The organism is Olleya namhaensis (genome assembly GCF_900114005.1).
GTDB lineage: Bacteria > Bacteroidota > Bacteroidia > Flavobacteriales > Flavobacteriaceae > Olleya > Olleya namhaensis.
In genome coordinates this window covers 140,690-156,985 of record NZ_FORM01000008.1, presented here as the reverse complement: position 1 = coordinate 156,985, position 16,296 = coordinate 140,690, and the positions used below count along the sequence as shown (strand labels likewise).

Below are 16,296 nucleotides of genomic sequence, written 5' to 3'. Positions count from 1 at the left end.
GTTTGTATGCGAGGATTTTCCGAAAGAAATTTAGGCGCAGCAAAATAACATTAGCTCTTGAATAAGCACTAAACTGCGCATTGTTTTTATACGGTGTTACTAACTGGCTTTATTTCCGTTATTGGAATCGGTTCATATTTTTCCTTTTTCACAATATGAGTCAATTCAGTTAATATTTTTTCTAATTCCTGAATAGAATTTAGTTTTTCCTTTCTAGTGTCAATTTTTTTAGTGAAAGAATATCTACTAAAGTCAATATTGGAATAATCATATTCTTTAGCTTTTTGTAAATATTCTTTACTGTTCAAATGATTAGTAAGTCCATAAATACTAAATTCTGCTGTTTTCGGTTTTTTAATGTCAATGTCAAATGTAATTTCACATCCATTTATTTCTGCAAATTGAACATAGTCCACCAAACTATTGTGATTTGTTTTAATTGTCCTTTTGGTAAATCCGATTTTTTCTAATTCAGAGTATGGTTTTTTTGTCAGAATTCGGTTTTTATATCTTCTTTTACGAAACCAATCAGAAATCCAAGCTGATAGAACAAATAGAGGTAAAACTATTAAAGTCAGAGCAAAAATTATCAAAAGCCATTTTGTTGCAACTTTGGAAAGAAAGAAAAACAGATAAATTGAAAAAATACCAGTCAGAACTCCGCTTATCCATAAATATCCATTAATTAGAAACCTTTTGTTTAATTCTAGCAGTTCGTTCATTCAGGTTGTTGGTAGCGTTGTTGTCTATGGTTAGTTGTGTATTTCAAGAAACTAATTTAGTAAATAAATACTAACTATAAAATCTTAAAGGATTTTCATAAATAAACTAAAAATGAGCAATAAATTATATACGGTGTTACCCATCGTTTTTATTTTTCAAAACTATTTTGGCTGCCTCCACTGCCTCTTTTTGATAGCTTTTTCGGTTGTCCAAAATTTCAATTAATTGTTTTTCGTTTTTGGATTCATATAGCTCTACAAATTTTTCAATTCGAGTTTTTTCTCGTTTTTCTTTTAATTCAATTGCTTGTTTAGAATCTGACTTATTAATGTAAGTAAACATTCTAAATCGATATTTTGTTTTACCTAAAAATGGCGTATCGTGTATGAAATCGTGAAGAATATTTGTCAAATAGTATCTATCTCCATTTTTAAATTTCAAATCCCAATATCCAAAGTCAGATACAAGCATTGGAATGCGTCCAGCTCTATCTATTTCATTTTTGTAATAAATTCCGAGATGATAGTTCGATTCCGAAACATCATTTATCGTGTATGTTTTAGTTATTCCGTTTTGAGTGATTTCAATTTTTTTTGAGTCAAAGTCCAAAGTAAAAGAGGTGTCTTTGTTTTCAAAGTAATAATTGAGATAGATTAACGAAGATGGAATGTTTATAATCAGGATTATGACACTAAAAATTATGAATATTTGTTGGTCAAGAACAAATTCGGTTCCGTTTCTCCATTTCCAATAAAAAGGCAATACGATTATCATAAGAGCTATCATTTTGAGGTTGTCAAAAAGTAGTCCTTTCAGAAGTTTGTTGTTTATTTCGTAGTGTTTTTTCAAATGTTGGGTAACGTTCAGGCTATGGTTAGTACGGGAATTAAAATTACTGAATTTCCGATTAAATACTTAGCCAAAAAATTTTGGCGGGCTTGGTTATAGACTCTAAACTCTTGCTTAAACACCAAAACCCGTATTAACTATTGCCATTGTTGTACTTAGTTTTAACCGTTTTTATATACTCTATATTCATTTATAATATCAATTATCTTTTCCTTTTCTTCTAATCTGTTTTTAGGGATTAATAGATTGAAAAATTGATAATTAGGGTTGGCAGTTCCGCTTGACCTTCTAATTTTAAAAGTAATACATTCGCTTTTAATATATAAGTTACTGTAACAAATGTCTAACCATCCATCTTTATTATGGTATGAAATCAGATAAGTATTATTTATTAAAATTCCAGATTGAGCTATTTTGACTTCAGGAAAATGATTATAATTTTCCATACTATACTTTTCTTTTTTCATTTTTTTAAAGAAAAAGTAACTTATTAATAATAAGGTGAGTAATGTGATTATGTTAATTGGAATTAAGTTTAGTCTTGATTCCTTTTCAAAAATTGAATTAACAATAATTATAATAAGACAGAGTATGAATAGATAAATATAATATGCCTTACGTTTTTTTAAATAACTTTTTTGTGCGAAATCATCCCATTCATTTTTTGTGTATTTAAAATGAGTAAGTAATTTATAATCATCAAATTTTTGAATTACTCTATTTTTTAATGCTTTATCACTTTTTATGCCTTTTTCAAGTACCTGCCAGAGAATTAAAAACCCAGAGAGTATTAATGTGAGATATAAAACCCATTGAGCATCATTTTTTTGAATTTTATCATTGTAATCTATCCATAGGATTAAAGCAAAAATAACCAACCCAAATGACGAGAATAAACCTATAAACATATAAAAGGGACTAAAAATAATTGTAGAACGAGTTTCTTTTATTTTCATAGAGTTTTAGTTCTTTCAATTAAGCGCAACGTGATTGTGTATGATTAGTTGCGTGTTTTAAGCACTAAAGTTAGTAAATAAAACACAGATAGAAAGTTCGCGAGAACTTTCGTAAATTGGCTAAAACCAAGCAATTAATTATACACGGTGTTAGGCAACGTTAATTATGTCGGATGTAAATTTTTGCTCCAAAACTCGGAACTTCTTTAATTTTAACACCCATAATTTTCTTGTCAATTGTTTTAATTAGTTTAGAGTTGATGTCTTTTATAGCATCTTTTACTGGTTTGGCTGTATTCTTACTTTCGTGTAATTCTAAAATCAATTCCTTGTCATTAAATTTTAATACAACTCCATCAATATCTGTTACTATCCTATTGTTTGGTGACAAAGAGTAATTGTAAATTTTTATTCTGGAAAGACAAATTAACACAGTACCTTCAAATTTTCTGTAAGCGGATTTTTTTAATTGATTTAATTCGTGTTTTCTATCTAAATCTTTTTCAGAATCTATGGCTTTGTCTAAATTTTCTTTTAAAGGATTTAAGCCAGCAACTTTTACTCCAAAATAATCATAGTTCTCAAAAGAGTGATTATCTATATCAAAATGATATTTTGAATCTAGGTGATAACGCAGAACTGCCCAAAGAATATTTTTGAATATTGGTAAATTTTTATTTAATAAAGCTTTTTTAATATTTGACGAAATATGTTCTTGGATTGGCTTTTTGAAATCCTCCTTTTCCGCATTTGTTATTGGTAATTTATTTAAATTGGAATCTATTATTTCATTGATTTTTTTAGTTTTATTAAATTCATTTGATGCAGTTCCTATAATTTGTTCAATTGTAATGTTTCCAATATTATAAATGAAAGTTGAAAAATGTTTAATATTAAAATTATCTTCCAAATAAAAATCAATAACTCTTTCGTCAGTAAACGGATTTAAGTCCATTGATGCGTCAACACCACTCACTCCTTTTTTTACAGTCAAAATTTGTCGAGTAGCATTTGAAATCTCTTCAAAAAGCATATTTTTTTTGTCAAGTTGAATTCTTAAAAAATGATGCAAATTACATACTGTAGGATTATATAACCCATCTTTTAAAGCAGTGTCTAGACTCTTCATTACATCTGTTCCGATTGTTTTAGATGCATTTATTTCGTATGACCTCTGATGTTTTTGGCTTTTAATATTCAAATAAAGATTATCACACAGAATAGATATTAATGGCTCCAATATGATTGAAATCCTTTTGTTTTGATATTTATTCTCAAAAGAATCTAATGATAAAACTGTAGAAAGAATATCTAAATTGAAGGGTAAAGAACTATTTCTTGAATCTAAAGCTATTATAGAAATATCTCTTAAAATGTAATAAAGATTTTTTAGTTGAGAAATCTGAATAGAGCTTGCTATTAGTTCATTTTCTTCTTCTGGCAGTAGTAATAGTTTGTAAATATTAATAAGTTCTTCTTGTCTTTCAACTCTTCTTGTGAATGTCTTATAAATTCTAATAAAACTTATTATATGATGAAAGCTAACGTAATCAAAATTATTAATTACTTTTTCAGACCATTTTTTTAATTTTGCATCTTTAATGCAATTAATTAGTTTTCTTTTGTAAGATTTATTTTGAATACAATGAAGAAGTAGTGTTTTTTCGTCTCCAATTGTGTTTTTGCAGTGCCCAAAATTAGAAAGTAAAATCCAAGTTTTAATTACGTCATTTCCAATCTGTTTTGTTCCATTTATTGTGATACTTCCTTGTGCGTTAGTAGTTCCTTTAAATGAGTTTTCAATTAGTTCAGATATTACACATTGTAAAATTAAATAATCAAATCTACTGTGATTTGAGTTTTTAAATGCGTGAGAAATTAAACCTAAATGAGCTGTGTTTTTTTGCCTATCTATTTCTTCAATGTCAATATAATGTTGATATAATTTCGCACTTAAATCAAGGAAGTTTACAGTAACTTTTCCTAATATTGGAATGTCTTCCTTTATTCTCATAGGTTGTTTTTATAATGTTGCCTAACGTGTTTGTGTATGGTTAGTTGCGTGGTTAAGCAACTAATTTAGCAAATAAATCACAGATAGAATATTCCGCAGGAATGTTCGTAAGTCGGCAGTGACTTAGCAATTAATTATACACGGTGTTGCCAGTAGTTTTTTTCGTGATTTAGTCAAAAAATGTTCTTTGAAAAGTGAGGTTGAGAACTATTTCTCTCAAATAGGGCAAACTAAAATCTATTCTCGTTCAAAGTTAGAATGTGCCCTAATGAGTCATTAAACATTAGTTAATAACTAACATAGCGAACTGTGTGGCGTAAATTAAAAACTTAATAAGTTGATACACCTTTAGCGATACAGTCACTCGCAAGCTAATTTTTATTTCCATTTTTAGATGAATTTAAAAAGTTAACTCACAATTTCAAAGAACACGCAAATTTAGGTTTTTAAATTTTTACTGTCCGCTTTTTTTTCCAAAATTAGGTTGTAATAATTCCCACACTTGCTGTTCTATTAATTCTATTAGTTTCTGTTCTGTAGCCATTTTATTAGAACTCTTAATTTCATAAGTATTTATGATTAAATCGTAACTAATATTATTGTCCCATTTTGATAGGTGCATACTATAAACTCTTGTGCCTCTTGTTCCAAAATGGTTTTTTATTCGAGAATAAAAATCAGTTATAGAACTTCCGACATATAAAAAACTGGAATTCGTTTTATTATATTTTGAGACATTAACTCTGTCTTTGTTTTTTGTTTTAAGCTTGTTTTGTTCGTGAAATTCTTCGAAGTTGTTTAATAAATTCGGAAGTATATTTTGTTGTTTTAATTCAATCGTATAAATCAACGGAAACTTATTTAGATTGATTTTCTTTATTTTGCTATTTAGAATTTCAGAGCTTCTAAATTCAGATGAATTAAATACAATAGTTTGACTTAATGAAATGCTAACTTCTTTTAAATCAGATTTTAATTTATTCAAATAATCTTCAGTATCGGAAAGTATATTTCGTAAGTCTGTGTTCATTCTCAAATTACTGGCAACTAGTATTATATTGACTAAAGTTCCTGATATCCCTAAAATATGTCAGGATATCAGGGAGTTTAGTCCAAAGTTTAGGATTACTAAACTAAAGTATATAAGTGCTATTTACAATACGTATAACTACGTATTTTTTATAGCAACTGCTCCTCAAATATAAAATAAATGTTTGTAGTAATATTACGGTTTTCCTCAATTTTGTAAAATAGTTTTAACAAAAACAAAGAGTTGTATTAAATACAGATAGATTGTTATTAAAACAGGGTTGTAAGTAGTTTAAACTAGTAATTAATTTTAAATGGTGTTGTGTTTTTATGTATTCGGCTTATGATTCTGGCCAGTTTTAAACCCGCAGAAGGCGAGGAACATCAGTAAGACTATTAGGGTATAGAAAAGAGCACTTGATAATATGCCTAAATTATTTTCTTTTGGTTTAATATCTTGTTCAACTTCTCCAGCACTTAAAGGCGGATAAATGCTCCAACTTGTGGTTTGTGTGATAAAAGCATCTAAAATTGAATCAAGTCCGATTAGTACTAGAATTAGAAGTAGTGTCGCAATCATTACAATTAGATTTGCAGTCAGATTTTTAAAATTGCTGCGTAATGTTCTAACCAAATAAACACCAAAAAACACTAAAACTGCTAGTAAAAGAATGAAATGATAATTCGGAATTATAAAATAAGTATCATGAATATTTATATCAAGTGTGGCGTCAGCGTTTAATCCGTTAATTCCAAAAATTAGCGTGTTTAATATTAGTACGAGAATTGTCGTTCCAATAAACCAAAAGAGCTCTTTCTTTTTCAATTTTTAATTTTGATGTTAATACATAAAACGTAATGGTTTTGTGTATGGTTAGTGGCGTTTTTGTATGCGAGTAATTTCCGAAGGAAAATCAGACGTAATAAACTAGCAACTACCTTTGGTTAAGCCCAAAATCGAGTAGTTGTTTTATACATTGTTGGCAAATGTTTTATTTTTTAATTAAATTTAATGACTATATATTATTTCGCTCTTTACAGCAACACATAACCAAGCGGGATCCAAATTATAGCATTGAGCGCTATTACTTTTTTATAAACAAGATGTAAAACGCAATACCAATCTGCTATTTACAAAACTTATTCAACAATTCCTGCATTGCATCATTAGGATACCCATAGCCACGTTTCTTTTTACCAAGAACGCTTAAAATCTTTTCATTAATATTGGAATTCAATTCGTCAACGTCAATATACTCAATATTGTCACTATAGTCTTCGGTAATATAAAGTTTCATATCAAGGGTGGCATCCTGTATAGCACCCAATACCTTTCTGTTATTATTGGTAGTTAAAAAAATAGGCTGTAACTCTTTCGTGATTTTGTCTGTAAATTCAGATGGAACCGTTATCTCATCATTTTCCAATTGCTTAAGAAAGCGCTCAGCGAATACTTCATGGAAATTCATTAAATCAATTTTTTTAAAATCAATTAAAATCACAGAATAATAAGAAACATCATTCATTAGTATTACACAATTTTTCTTGTTAACCATAAACACATTAGCGTTCCAGTTTCCAAGAGGAGAAGATTTATCCGATTTAACTATACGTGATTTACCAACTACAGTTTCAAATTTTTGGGTACAGTATATTATTGCCATTATTTAAATTTCAAATTATCATTTATCTCAAACTTGTACTGCACCGCTTAAAAGTAATCAAGTGCTTTTTAATGCGTTTGGGTAAGCGAAGTTACAAATAATATACCTTGGGTTACTAATCAAAGCACTACATGGTCTGACAAAGGTATACTAGGGGATGGTAGAAAATCACAAGTAGCTTTATGGTTAAAGTTTTAAATAAAATATATATTAGTACTTAATGTATGATAAGGGGCATACTTTACACTAAGCCTTATTTATATTTGCTAACGGTATTGTATATAAAAAGTAGCAGATTTATATGTACTAATTTGTGATATAAAACAAAAATAGCAGAAAAAACCAAACTATAAGTTTAGCTCTTAACTGCTATTTTTTATGTACAGTGGTGTACCGTTTTTATTCCGCTATTAATTTACCACTAACTTTTAGGAAGTATAGGTGCTTTTTTACTTCTTCCCCAGGCAATAAAAAGCGCAATGCCAATTAGAATAACATTCATTCCTATATTTGGGAACTCGCCTCGTGATGCATGAAATACTGCTGCTAAAACCATTATTAATGCAAGACCTAAAGCTGCCCAAACAGTTAAAAAAGGTTTGAATCGGAAAATAGATGGAATTAATAAGCCTAATCCTCCTAACAATTCACTAATACCAATAAATCTTACCAATTCTACTGGTGTAGATGTTACCCATGGCAGTGATTCTGCTAATGCTTCAACTGGTTGAGTCGTTTTCATAATACCTGCCATTATAAACATTACAGCTAATAATCCTTGTGCAATCCATAAAATTATATTGATTGCTTTGTTGTTTTTCTGATTTGTCATTTTATCTTCTTTTTATTTATAGTACAAAAGTCAGAGCTTTAGAAGGGCTATGCATTGATGTAAATCAAGAAATGACATTAGATTATTTTTTTTGAGAAAGTTCATTTCGAACTCGACTTAAAGCTTCTGGTGTAATTCCTAAATAAGAGGCCACCATTTTTAGTGGAACTCTTTGAATTATGTTCGGATAAGTTTTAATAAAATGAAGATACCTTTCTTTTGCATTTGAACTCATTAGCATTATAATTCTATTTTGCATAGTATCTAAACGCCTTAGCAAGGCAGTTAGGTCTGGGCCTTCTTTTAATAATTCTTCTTTTGTAGCGACATTTATAATGGTATCTTCAATTGCATCTATAAATAATTGACAAGGTGTATTGGATTCACAATTGTCAGCAACTAACCAGTTTTCAGGACCAAACAAATAAATATGTTCTTTCCCTTTTTCATCAATCGTATAGCTCCGTAACAAACCACTTTCAACAATATATATTTTAGAGCTTATATCTCCTTTTCGCTGTAAGATTTCTCCTTTATTTACGTTTATTTTTTTCAATTATCAATATTAACGTAATGTTTCTCATAATTACTTACAACTAGTATTATGCCGACTAAAGTTCGTGATATCCCGAAAACATGGCGTGATATAAGTCGGTTTAGTCCGAAGTTTAGTATTGCTAAACTATAGTATATAAGTCCTATTTTCAGTACGTATAACCACGTGTTTTTTATAGCAACCGCTTCTCAAATATAAATTAATTAATAGTAAAAATATTAAGTCAATCCTCATTATGGTAAAAATAGTGTCATAAAAGACAACAGTAGGGATTACTTTATTATTGATTAGTGTTGTTGTAAATGTTTAACATATTGGATTGCGAATATGTTGTTGGTTTATAGAATCTTATTCAAGCTCACACGAATTTAGCGTATTTTTCTGACAAATTGAAATACCTAAACCTTAAACAAAACCCAATTAAAATATTAAAACCATAATTTAACAGTACCTTTGCATCAAATTAAAAGAGATAACCTAACTAAATAGTGATTATCTCGATAAACAGTATTTATGTCATTTCAATCTTTAGGCCTATCTGAAGCCTTACTAAAAGCAATTAGTAAAAAAGGATACACAACACCAAGTCCAATTCAACAAAAAGCCATTCCGCCAGTATTAGCGGGACACGATGTGTTGGCTTCGGCGCAAACTGGAACAGGTAAAACAGCAGGTTTTACATTACCATTATTACATATTTTATCGGAAAACCCGAAAGAAAAGTACAGACCTATACGTGCGCTAATATTAACTCCAACACGTGAGTTAGCAGCACAGGTATATGCCAATGTAAAAGAGTATAGTGAGTTTTTAAACTTACGTAGTGCTGTGATTTTTGGAGGTGTTAATCAAAAACCTCAAGCAGCAACAATTCGTCAAGGTATTGATGTGTTGGTAGCAACTCCAGGACGTTTAATAGATTTAGAAAGCCAAGGCTTATTATCTTTAAAACGTGTTGAGATTTTTGTTTTAGATGAAGCTGACCGTATGTTAGATATGGGGTTTTTACGCGATATAGAACGTGTAATGAAGTTAATGCCAGACAAACGTCAAAACTTAATGTTCTCTGCAACTTTTTCTAAAGACATTAGAAAATTAGCTAACGGAATTTTAAATCGTCCGGTACAAGTAGAAGCTACTCCAGAAAATACAACTGTTGATGCCATTACACAAAAAGTGTATCGTGTTGCTAAAGCTAAAAAAACAGATCTAATTATCAAGTTAATTACTGATGGTAATTGGAAACAAGTGTTAGTTTTTAACAGAACTAAGCATGGTGCAAATAAGTTAGTAGAAAAAATGATTAAAGCAGGTATTAAAGCTGCTGCAATCCATGGTAATAAAAGTCAAGGGGCACGTACTAAAGCCTTAGCTGGTTTTAAAAGTGGAAGTATTAGTGTGTTAGTAGCTACTGATATTGCTGCACGTGGTTTAGACATACCTTTATTACCACACGTTATTAACTTTGAAATTCCTAATATTTCTGAAGATTATGTACACCGTATCGGTCGTACTGGTCGTGCAGGAGCTAATGGGGAAGCGATAAGTTTAGTAAGTGCTGACGAAACGACTTTTTTAAGAGATATTCAAAAGTTAATTGGTATGAAATTACCAGTAGAGATTATGGAAGGGTTTGAACCTGACCCAAATGCATCTACTGCGCCAATTAAACCTGGTCAAAACCGAAGACAACAGCCTAAAAGCAGTAAGCCAAAAGGTGATAAGAGTAAGTCAAGAGGTGGTAACGCGTCTTCAAACTCTGGAGGTCGTAATAGAACTAAATCTAAAAGTAGAAATAGCGATAGTAGACGCTAATTTGTTTATGACACTTGCTTTAAAAGATAAAATAATAGAAGTTTGCAATAAGAAAATTGCGCAAAAAGGAGACTCCGTTGGAGTCTCTTTTTATGCTTTTTTTAAAAATAAAAATGATGATCCTGAGTTGTTAATGGAAGCTGCCACGTGGTGGATACAAACTAATAAATTGGATCATTTTGAGAAAGCAGTTAAAATTAAAAGCTTAATAGAAAACATCTAGTGGAAACACAAAAAAACAATCCTTTACACGGTATAAAACTAGAACAGATCATAACGGATTTAGAATCGCATTATGGTTGGGAATACATGGGTCATGTTATAAAAATTAAATGTTTTACAGACAACCCTTCAATTAAATCTAGTTTAAAATTTTTACGTCGTACACCTTGGGCTAGAACTAAGGTAGAAAACATGTATTTAAAGTATTTAAAGAATAATAAGTAAGCTTATTGCATTGGTGTTTCTGATAAGAATTTAGCTGAGTTTACGCCTTTTTTTCTGTCTAAATATCGTCTTAATACACCTCCTTTGACATTGTTTACGTCAAACTCTACAATAAAGGCATCTTCATCTATATTGGATATAATACGATACATTTTTTTTATATCAATACGGTTTATAATAGTGTGTATGATATCTATATCTTCCGTTTCGCCTTGGTTAATAAAGCCTCTTTTTCCTTTGTAAATGGTCATTCCTGTACCAAGTTCTTTAATAATTTCGACTTTTATTTTGTCAAAATCTTTAGACACAATGGACACCCCTATAAAATCTTCAAACCCTTCAATAACCATATCTGTAACTTTAGCAGTTACAATATAAGTTAGTATAGAGTACATGGCTATTTCTTTTGAAATTACAAAAGCGGTAATAGTAAATAAGATCACATTAAATAGTAAAATTACTTTACCAATACTTATTCCAAAACGGTCATTTATAAAGACACCCAAAATTTCTGATCCATCTAAAACACACCCATTTCTAATCGCAATTCCAATACCAGATCCTAAGAATAATCCACCAAATATGGAGATTAGAAACTTGTCTTCTGTTATGATTTCAAAATTTTCAAAGTGAATAAATAGTGCAAGTCCTAAAATGCTAATGACTGACTTTAGAATAATCCTTTTAGAGACCGTAAAATAACCAATAATTAAAAACGGAATACTAAACAGTACTAGTAATAAGGAAATATTGATATGTACTAATCTGTTTATTAATAATGCAATTCCGGTAACACCACCATCTAAGAATCCATTAGGAAGTAAAAAGGCTTTTAATCCAATACTTGCTAATACAATTCCGAGTGCAATTTGTGCGTATTCTGAAAGTGATTTTGTTATTTTTCGTTTTCTTGAATCCATAGCTTATAGCTGTAGTTTTCTTAAGCCTTCATAAACAATAATCCCAACAGCGTTTGCCAGGTTTAAACTTCTTATATGCTCACTATACAAAGGGATTTTATAAAGTGAATCTTTATGCTTTTCTATTATAGCGCTTCCAAGTCCAGCGGATTCTTTACCGAAAACTAAAAACTGGTTGTCTTTAAACGGGATGTCCCAATGGGATTTAGTTCCGTGACTAGAAAAGAACGCAAAATCAGCGTCTTTGTTTATTTCAAAAAAGTCATCTACTGAGTCGTACATAACAACATTTAAATGTTTCCAATAGTCTAATCCCGCACGTTTTAAACGTTTGTCACTTAGTTCAAATCCAAAGGGTTTAACCAAGTGTAACGTACTGCCAGAAGCTAGTGCTAGTCTACCAATGTTTCCAGTGTTGTTAGGGATTTCTGGTTCTATTAAAACGATATTAAGCATTGTTTTTTGATGTTAATTTTACAATTATTACTCTAATTAAAAGCACCCAAGGAAACCCATGCAGTAACACATCAAACCAATCTTTAGGTTGCATACCTGTTGCGCCTCCTGCAATCCATTTTAATTTACCCCAAAGATGAGGTTCTGGAAAAAAAGGAGCTAGGCCTAAGGTTAAACATAGTAATGCAATTAGTCGGAAGTCGTTAAGTAGTTTCATATAAAAAATGCCTATTCAAATATACTGAATAGGCATTTAATAACTAAGCTAAATCGGTTTAGCTATTGGTTTTATTTTGCTGTTTTTTAATGGTCGCACTATCAATATCAAAATCGTTAGTCTCCCTTTTTGTGTTTCCTGTAGGGTTAGTTGGATTGGTTTGTCTAACCGTTGTTTTAAATTTCTTTCTATCTTTTATCATTCCCATAATTTATAATTTTTTGGTTCTTAATAAAGATAGTATTTACATATGCTACTGTGTCACAAGGGATAGTTAAACTAATATCACTAACTGTTAAACTCTCTTAAAGGATTATTTAAGGTCCATTTTCATTTCGATCATCCTATTTTTAAACCCTTTTTTTTCATAGGCTTTAATCGCTGAGGTATTATTGCTATATACTTCTAATCTAGTTTCAAAAATACCGATACTAATTGACCATTGTTTTAAGTGTTCAATTATATTTTGAATTACACCTTGACCTCTAAATTTTGGATCGACATACATAAAACCCATATAGGTGTATTCTGTAATTTTGTGATAGGGCTTTGCTTTTACAATTTTGGCATAGCCTGAAGCGATAGGCATACTGTTAACTGTAGCAACGATTAATTTAGCGTCTTTTGATTGTATTAAAAAGTCAAGGTCATAATACGTACAATCGGCTTTTAAAATACTGTCAAAAGGACGCTCGTAGGCAATAAGTTGTTGTTCAAATTGTAATAACACTGGTTTGTCCTCCAATGTTGCTTCTCTAAACGTAATCGTTGCCATAGGTGTTACTTTTTAATTTAATATAGTATCCGTAAATTCTTTTATTTTGGCGTTACCGTTAGTGGTTAAGTGTTTTATAAATGCACTTCCAATAATGGCTCCTTTTGCATATTGTGTTGCTTGAGTAAACGTTTTGTTATCAGAAATACCGAAACCTACAATTTGAGGGTTGTTTAACTTCATATCTGCAATACGCTTAAAGTAATCTGTTTGTGTTGTTCCAAAACCAGAATTACCACCTGTTACGCTAGCGCTACTTACCATGTAAATAAATCCGTTTGAAATAGAGTCTATAAAGTTGATGCGTTCCACACTAGTCTGTGGTGTAATTAAAAAGACATTTATTAAACCGTACTTTTCAAATGTTGCTTTGTATTGGTCATTGTAAACATCTACTGGTAAATCAGGAATTATTAATCCGTCAATACCGGTCTCTTGGCATTTTTTGCAAAATGCTTCAACCCCATATTGTAGCATTGGGTTAAAATAACCCATGATTATTAATGGTATTGATACTGTTTTTCTAATGTCTTTTAGTTGGGTGAATAACGTGTCTGTAGTCATTCCGTTTTTTAAAGCTTGCGTAGAACTAGCTTGTATGGTTGGCCCATCTGCTAAAGGATCACTAAATGGAAGTCCAATTTCAATCATATCAACTCCGTTTTGTTCAAGGTTTTGAATTATTGAAACGGTATCGTTTAGTGTTGGGTAACCTGCAGAGAAGTATATGCTTAACAGCTTTTTATCTTCTTTTAGTTTTTGATTTATTCTGTTCATTTTTAAATGAATTTATTTTTTGTTTGCACTAATGCAGTTTTTTAAATTTATCTATATTCATTTTTTGCTTGTCCAAAAAACGAACCAAAAAAAGACATCCAAGCCAAGGAATTTTCAGTTTTACAAACTGAAACCAATACGAAAACTCCGCGTCGAACTATGTTCTCCTGTTTTCGGAGCTTTTCTTTATTTATTCTTCGCCTTGGCGTTCAATTCTGCGAATTGATTAGGGACTTTTTCTATTGCTAGCTTTGTTTAATTTTTGATACTTAACTTGTCTTAGATTCTCATTATTTTGCTAATTATTAACTATATAGCTCTCCCGCGTTGAGGATTACTCACAGATTAATATTTTAAAATATTGATTTCGTGAACCTAAAGGTTTGAAAAGGTTTGTTTGAGCGCCTCGCAGAGCGCGAGCCTTGAAAGCCTAACCCTAGTGGTAACGACCAAATATTACAGTTTAAAATAGTCGATATAATTTTGTAAATCTTTATCACCACGTCCTGATAAATTAATTACGACGATGTCTTCTGGATTAAATTTTTTGTTTTCGAAAATGGCAAATGCATGCGAACTCTCGATTGCTGGAATAATCCCTTCTAACTGACTTAATTCTAATCCAGCTTTCATGGCTTGATCATCGGTAATTGATATAAACTCGGCACGACCAGTGGTATACAAGTTAGCGTGCATTGGCCCAACACCTGGATAATCTAATCCTGCTGAAATCGAATAAGGCTCTGTAATCTGTCCATCCTGCGTTTGCATTAATAGGGTTTTACTTCCGTGAATAATGCCTTCTTTTCCTAATACCGACGTTGCTGCACTCTCTCCAGAATAAATCCCTTTTCCGGCAGCTTCTACTGCTACTAATTTAACGTCTGTGTCATCTAAATAATGGTAAAAAGCACCTGCTGCATTACTACCACCACCTACACAAGCAATGACATAGTCTGGTTTTTCGCGACCTTCTTTGTCTTTTAATTGCCATTTAATTTCTTCAGAGACTACAGATTGAAAACGTGCTACCATATCTGGATAAGGGTGCGGTCCAACAACACTACCAATAATGTAATGTGTGTCTACTGGGTTATTAATCCAATCTCTAATGGCCTCGTTAGTGGCATCTTTTAAGGTGCGACTTCCTGATAATGCTGGTCGTACTTCTGCGCCTAACATTTTCATTCTTGCCACGTTTGGTGCTTGGCGTGCAATATCAATTTCGCCCATGTAAACAATACATTCCATGCCCATTAAAGCACAAACAGTTGCTGTGGCAACACCATGTTGTCCAGCGCCAGTTTCGGCTATAATACGTGTTTTACCTAAACGCTGTGCCATTAAAATCTGACCGATGGTATTGTTTACTTTGTGTGCTCCTGTATGGTTTAAATCTTCGCGTTTAAGGTAGATTTTAGTATTATATTTTTCGCTTAAGCGTTTTGCAAAATAGAGTGGAGAAGGGCGTCCAACATAATCTTTTAATAAGTAGTCAAATTCCGCTTTAAAAGACGGTTCTGCCATTATTTTTAAATAGTTTTGACGTAATTCTTCTACGTTTGGATATAGCATTTCTGGGATGTATGCACCTCCAAAATCTCCGTAATATCCTTTGTCGTTAATATTAAAACTCATAATTGTGTGCTATCAATTTTTGTTTAAAATCGTTAAGTTTTGTCGTGTCTTTTAATCCTGCTGCAGTTTCGAATTTGCTATTTAAATCAAATCCAAAGCATAGGTAAGATTCCGGCCTCTTTAAAAATAGAAGAATGGCATCTACTTCGTTTAATCCAATACCGCCACTTAAAAAGTAAGGTTTTGAAGAGGGGTAGCTTTTTAAAACATTCCAATTAAAGGTGTAACCATTTCCTCCGGGTTCTTTTCCTTTTGTGTCAAATAAATAATTGTCACAAACATCCTCATAAGGTTCTAAAACAGAGAAGTCAAATTGGTTTTTTATAGAAAACACTTTGATTACAGCAATGTCTAAATCTTTTAAACGTTGACACAATTCTGGTGTTTCTTGACCGTGTAATTGCACACCTTGTAAGTCATGCTTATCTACTTTTCCTTTTATATACTCAAACGTTGCATTTACAAAAACACCAATTTTTTTGATGCTTTCTGGTAATTCTGGAATGACTCCGTTAAAATAACGCGATGATTTTTCGTAAAAAATGAAACCCATATAATTTGGATTAAGATCAGCAACATCTAGGATGTTGTTTTCGTTTTTCATTCCGCATACTTTTAGTTTCATAGT

At 31.1% G+C, this 16,296-nt stretch carries 20 protein-coding genes; 3 read left to right on the top strand and 17 right to left on the bottom strand.

Annotated features, from left to right (window positions below; all coding sequences use genetic code 11):
• Nucleotides 1–86 precede the first annotated feature (86 nt).
• The 9 genes from BMZ09_RS13395 to BMZ09_RS13355 form a co-directional block, all read right to left on the bottom strand.
• Nucleotides 87–722, bottom strand: coding sequence for a hypothetical protein (locus BMZ09_RS13395; RefSeq protein ID WP_090841482.1), 636 nt, complete (start codon nucleotides 720–722; stop codon nucleotides 87–89).
• Nucleotides 723–858: 136 nt separating this feature from the next.
• Entirely contained in the window at nucleotides 859–1,572 is a 714-nt protein-coding gene (locus BMZ09_RS13390; RefSeq protein ID WP_143067826.1) for a PH domain-containing protein, read from the bottom strand.
• A gap of 161 nt (nucleotides 1,573–1,733) precedes the next feature.
• Nucleotides 1,734–2,528 (bottom strand): hypothetical protein, encoded by a 795-nt coding sequence (locus tag BMZ09_RS13385; protein WP_090841478.1) that lies wholly within the window; start codon nucleotides 2,526–2,528, stop codon nucleotides 1,734–1,736.
• Nucleotides 2,529–2,688: 160 nt separating this feature from the next.
• On the bottom strand, nucleotides 2,689–4,542 hold the full coding sequence (locus tag BMZ09_RS13380; protein WP_090841476.1) for a hypothetical protein: 1,854 nt from the start codon (nucleotides 4,540–4,542) through the stop codon (nucleotides 2,689–2,691).
• Nucleotides 4,543–4,996: 454 nt separating this feature from the next.
• Nucleotides 4,997–5,572 carry a hypothetical protein gene (locus BMZ09_RS13375; RefSeq protein ID WP_090841474.1) on the bottom strand — a complete coding sequence of 192 codons (576 nt, stop codon included), beginning with the start codon at nucleotides 5,570–5,572 and terminating at the stop codon, nucleotides 4,997–4,999.
• Nucleotides 5,573–5,899: 327 nt separating this feature from the next.
• Nucleotides 5,900–6,397, bottom strand: coding sequence for a hypothetical protein (locus BMZ09_RS13370; RefSeq protein ID WP_090841472.1), 498 nt, complete (start codon nucleotides 6,395–6,397; stop codon nucleotides 5,900–5,902).
• Nucleotides 6,398–6,698: 301 nt separating this feature from the next.
• The gene (locus BMZ09_RS13365) at nucleotides 6,699–7,235 is read right to left on the bottom strand and encodes a DUF6933 domain-containing protein (RefSeq protein WP_090841470.1); all 537 of its coding nucleotides are present in this window, start codon (nucleotides 7,233–7,235) and stop codon (nucleotides 6,699–6,701) included.
• A 421-nt stretch (nucleotides 7,236–7,656) separates the two neighbouring features.
• The gene (locus tag BMZ09_RS13360; protein WP_090841468.1) at nucleotides 7,657–8,067 is read right to left on the bottom strand and encodes a DoxX family protein; all 411 of its coding nucleotides are present in this window, start codon (nucleotides 8,065–8,067) and stop codon (nucleotides 7,657–7,659) included.
• An 82-nt stretch (nucleotides 8,068–8,149) separates the two neighbouring features.
• Complete coding sequence (locus BMZ09_RS13355) at nucleotides 8,150–8,623, bottom strand: Crp/Fnr family transcriptional regulator (protein WP_090841466.1); 474 nt, start codon at nucleotides 8,621–8,623, stop codon at nucleotides 8,150–8,152.
• Between the two features lie 513 nt (nucleotides 8,624–9,136).
• On the opposite strand from BMZ09_RS13355, the gene BMZ09_RS13350 reads away from it, so the two are divergent.
• Genes BMZ09_RS13350 through BMZ09_RS13340 form a run of 3 tightly spaced genes read left to right on the top strand, consistent with a single transcriptional unit; the run spans nucleotide 9,137 to nucleotide 10,885 of the window.
• Nucleotides 9,137–10,438 carry a DEAD/DEAH box helicase gene (locus BMZ09_RS13350; protein WP_090841464.1) on the top strand — a complete coding sequence of 434 codons (1,302 nt, stop codon included), beginning with the start codon at nucleotides 9,137–9,139 and terminating at the stop codon, nucleotides 10,436–10,438.
• Nucleotides 10,439–10,445: 7 nt separating this feature from the next.
• On the top strand, nucleotides 10,446–10,661 hold the full coding sequence (locus BMZ09_RS13345; RefSeq protein WP_090841461.1) for a DUF6500 family protein: 216 nt from the start codon (nucleotides 10,446–10,448) through the stop codon (nucleotides 10,659–10,661).
• Complete coding sequence (locus BMZ09_RS13340) at nucleotides 10,661–10,885, top strand: VF530 family protein (protein WP_090841458.1); 225 nt, start codon at nucleotides 10,661–10,663, stop codon at nucleotides 10,883–10,885. The genes BMZ09_RS13345 and BMZ09_RS13340 overlap by 1 nt, the downstream gene beginning before the upstream one ends.
• Nucleotides 10,886–10,887: 2 nt before the next feature.
• On the opposite strand, the gene BMZ09_RS13335 is transcribed toward BMZ09_RS13340, so the two are convergent.
• The 8 genes from BMZ09_RS13335 to BMZ09_RS13305 all read right to left on the bottom strand — a co-directional run bounded on the left by BMZ09_RS13335 (nucleotide 10,888) and on the right by BMZ09_RS13305 (nucleotide 16,293).
• A complete protein-coding gene (locus BMZ09_RS13335) occupies nucleotides 10,888–11,805 on the bottom strand; it encodes a YitT family protein (protein ID WP_090841456.1) in 918 nt (305 codons plus the stop codon).
• 3 nt (nucleotides 11,806–11,808) lie between these two features.
• The gene (locus BMZ09_RS13330) at nucleotides 11,809–12,261 is read right to left on the bottom strand and encodes a tRNA (cytidine(34)-2'-O)-methyltransferase (RefSeq protein WP_090841453.1); all 453 of its coding nucleotides are present in this window, start codon (nucleotides 12,259–12,261) and stop codon (nucleotides 11,809–11,811) included.
• A complete protein-coding gene (locus tag BMZ09_RS13325) occupies nucleotides 12,254–12,478 on the bottom strand; it encodes a hypothetical protein (RefSeq protein WP_090841451.1) in 225 nt (74 codons plus the stop codon). Before BMZ09_RS13325 ends, BMZ09_RS13330 begins: the two co-directional genes overlap by 8 nt.
• Before the next feature lie 58 nt (nucleotides 12,479–12,536).
• Nucleotides 12,537–12,686 (bottom strand): hypothetical protein, encoded by a 150-nt coding sequence (locus BMZ09_RS16200; protein WP_177183540.1) that lies wholly within the window; start codon nucleotides 12,684–12,686, stop codon nucleotides 12,537–12,539.
• A 105-nt stretch (nucleotides 12,687–12,791) separates the two neighbouring features.
• Entirely contained in the window at nucleotides 12,792–13,253 is a 462-nt protein-coding gene (locus tag BMZ09_RS13320; RefSeq protein ID WP_090841449.1) for a GNAT family N-acetyltransferase, read from the bottom strand.
• A 12-nt stretch (nucleotides 13,254–13,265) separates the two neighbouring features.
• Nucleotides 13,266–14,030: a tryptophan synthase subunit alpha gene (trpA, locus tag BMZ09_RS13315; RefSeq protein ID WP_090841447.1), complete on the bottom strand. Its 765-nt coding sequence runs from the start codon at nucleotides 14,028–14,030 to the stop codon at nucleotides 13,266–13,268.
• A 456-nt stretch (nucleotides 14,031–14,486) separates the two neighbouring features.
• Nucleotides 14,487–15,668 (bottom strand): tryptophan synthase subunit beta, encoded by a 1,182-nt coding sequence (gene trpB, locus BMZ09_RS13310; protein ID WP_090841445.1) that lies wholly within the window; start codon nucleotides 15,666–15,668, stop codon nucleotides 14,487–14,489.
• On the bottom strand, nucleotides 15,658–16,293 hold the full coding sequence (locus tag BMZ09_RS13305) for a phosphoribosylanthranilate isomerase (protein WP_090841443.1): 636 nt from the start codon (nucleotides 16,291–16,293) through the stop codon (nucleotides 15,658–15,660). The genes trpB and BMZ09_RS13305 overlap by 11 nt, the downstream gene beginning before the upstream one ends.
• Nucleotides 16,294–16,296: the final 3 nt, after the last annotated feature.